Raw genomic sequence first — 2,310 nt, 5'->3', positions numbered from 1 at the left:
CCCTCGCCCTCGCCCTCGACGATGCCCGGCTGGCACACTGGAATCATGGCCGAAGCCAAGACGATGCCGACCGATGCGAATGTCGACGATTTCCTCCACGCCGCGACCCCGGCTCGGCGCCGGGCCGATGGCCTGACACTCGCCGAGATCTTCCATGAGGTCACCGGCGCCGATCCCGTCCTGTGGGGCCCGTCGATGGTCGGCTACGGCAGCTACCGCTTCGTGTCGCCGAACAATCCGCGAACCCGCGGCGACTGGCCGAAGACCGGATTCTCCCCACGCAAAGCGCAGCTGTCCCTTTACGGCCTCAAGGATCTGCCCGAGGGCGCCGCGCTGCTGCCGAAGCTGGGCAGGTACACCGAGGGCGCGGGTTGCGTGTATGTGAAGAAGCTCGACGACATCGACCTCGACGTGCTGCGCCGACTCATCGCGATCGCCTGGTCTCGGGGCGACGACCCCGATCCTCGCGCGCACTCGCACTCGTAGCCGCCGACTGACTCGGGCCGCTGCGCCGTGAGCCTGAGCCCGCGCAGCACGTGGCGACTTCTGCAGTCCCGCCACCCGGATGGCGGTCGCCCCATCATTTCGACGACGCCCGTTCGGCATCCTCGATCGAGCGCCTGAACAGCCCCGTCGACCGCCGTGCTTACTGGGCCGCGAGGATCTCCGCCATCGCGGCCTCGATGTAGGGAGCCGGGTTCGGCGGGTTGTCGGTCGACGTCGACATCGGGATGTCGCTGTTCACCAGCACGATGATCGTTGCGCCGAGGTCGTAGTTGTGGAACAGCGCCGTGTTGAAGCCGGGGATCTCGCCGGTGTGCCCCCACCATCCGTCCCTGTTGCCGAGCGCGATGCCGTACCCGGAAGTCGCGTTGTTGGGCGGCGGCGAGGTGAGGATCGAGTCGCGGCGCAGCTGCTGCATCTCGGGCGTGAGGATTCCCTCGCCGGTGAAGAGCGCCTGCCCCCACTTCTCGAGGTCGTTCAACGTGGAGCTGACCTGGCCGGCCATCGACCCGACGGTCGGGCTCCAGTAGGTCGCGTCCGCAGTCGTCCCCTCAGGCTGGCCCTGCTCGGTGATGCCCGACAGATGCGGCGAGGGGAGCACCGAGCCGTCCGGGTCGGCGTATGCCGTGTCGGTCATGCCGAGCGGGTCGAAGAGGCGGTCCCGGAACACCTGTGCGATCGGCTGGCCGGTGACCTGCTCGATGATCAGGCCGAGCAGGATGTAGTTCGAGTTCGAGTACTCCCAGCCCTCGCCCGGAGCGAACGACACCGGCATCGCCACCGTGAAGTCCACGAGCTGCTGCGGAGTGAACTGCGTCTCGGGGTTGCTGAAGTACTCCGCCTGCCACTCCTCGTTCAGGGAGTACGACGGAATGCCGCTGGTCATGTCGGCGAGCTGCCGCAGGGTGGCGACGTCGCCGTTCGGGATGCCGGGAATGTAGTCCGAGAGAACGTCATCGAGTGAGACCTTGCCCTCGCCGACGAGCTGCAGCAGCACGGTGCCGGTCATCGTCTTGGTGATGCTCCCGATGCGGGTGATGTCGTCGGCTGTGGGTGCGACATCGTCGTCAGGACCAGCCGTTCCGACCGTCCCCTGCCAGACGCCGTCGGGCGTGATGACCCGCGCGATCGCCCCAGGAAAAGTCCCGTTCTCGATCGCATCGTCGAGCACGCCCTGCAGCGCCGCCGCGGTCTCTGCGGAGACGCTTTCCGTCGGCGTGGGCGTCGGACTCGCGGACGGCGTGGATGCCGCGCAGCCGGTGACGGCGAGCGCGACGATCGTGGAAACGACGGCGAGGCGCATGCCGCGTCGGGACGCGCGCTTCGTCGGTGCGGTCAGCTCTGACACGATGACTCCCCCGGTCGATGACACTCGACTATATCCACCGTCACGAGCGCTCCGCGGGCTCTGGTCCGCCCACGACGACATCTGCGCGCTCGGCATGGGCGATACCGATCGATGGTGGGCCAGTCGAGCATGCGGCGAATCTTCCGGTTCGACTCGCTCAGCGGTACAGGGAATACCGCATGCGCAGACCGTGTTGAAACGGGCGTGTCTGACATAGTCGTTCGAGACGATTCGTTCAAGGCCATCCGCCCGGACGTGCCCATGGGTGCGTATGACGCTTTCCTGCCAGCTGCGCAGGAGCGGTCTCGCGCCGCACGGCGCTGGGAACCGTCCGACGGCCCGTTGCCGACCCTCTTCCTCTCGCACGGCGCACCACCTCTGCTGGATTCGCCGCAGTGGCTGCAGGCCCTGCTGGAGTGGAGCCTGACCATCCCCAAGCCGCGCGGGATCGTGATCGT

General features: G+C 67.5%; 2 protein-coding genes and 1 pseudogene. 2 read left to right on the top strand and 1 reads right to left on the bottom strand.

Going from position 1 to position 2,310, the window contains the following annotated elements:
- On the top strand, positions 1-486 hold a 486-nt coding region (locus QZV84_RS03945), incomplete at its 5' end, for a DUF1801 domain-containing protein (RefSeq protein WP_363331866.1).
- A 160-nt stretch (positions 487-646) separates the two neighbouring features.
- Here QZV84_RS03945 and QZV84_RS03940 read toward each other — a convergent pair.
- On the bottom strand, positions 647-1,852 hold the full coding sequence (locus QZV84_RS03940) for a serine hydrolase domain-containing protein (protein WP_292825610.1): 1,206 nt from the start codon (positions 1,850-1,852) through the stop codon (positions 647-649).
- Between the two features lie 204 nt (positions 1,853-2,056).
- Here QZV84_RS03940 and QZV84_RS03935 point away from each other — a divergent pair.
- Positions 2,057-2,310: pseudogene (locus tag QZV84_RS03935) on the top strand (dioxygenase); the annotation flags it as partial.

The sequence above is a fragment of the Microbacterium sp. genome, from assembly GCF_011620715.1.
Classification (GTDB): Bacteria; Actinomycetota; Actinomycetes; order Actinomycetales; family Microbacteriaceae; genus Microbacterium.
Note: the sequence above shows the minus strand (reverse complement) of the source record. Positions and strands in the feature narration are given on the sequence as shown.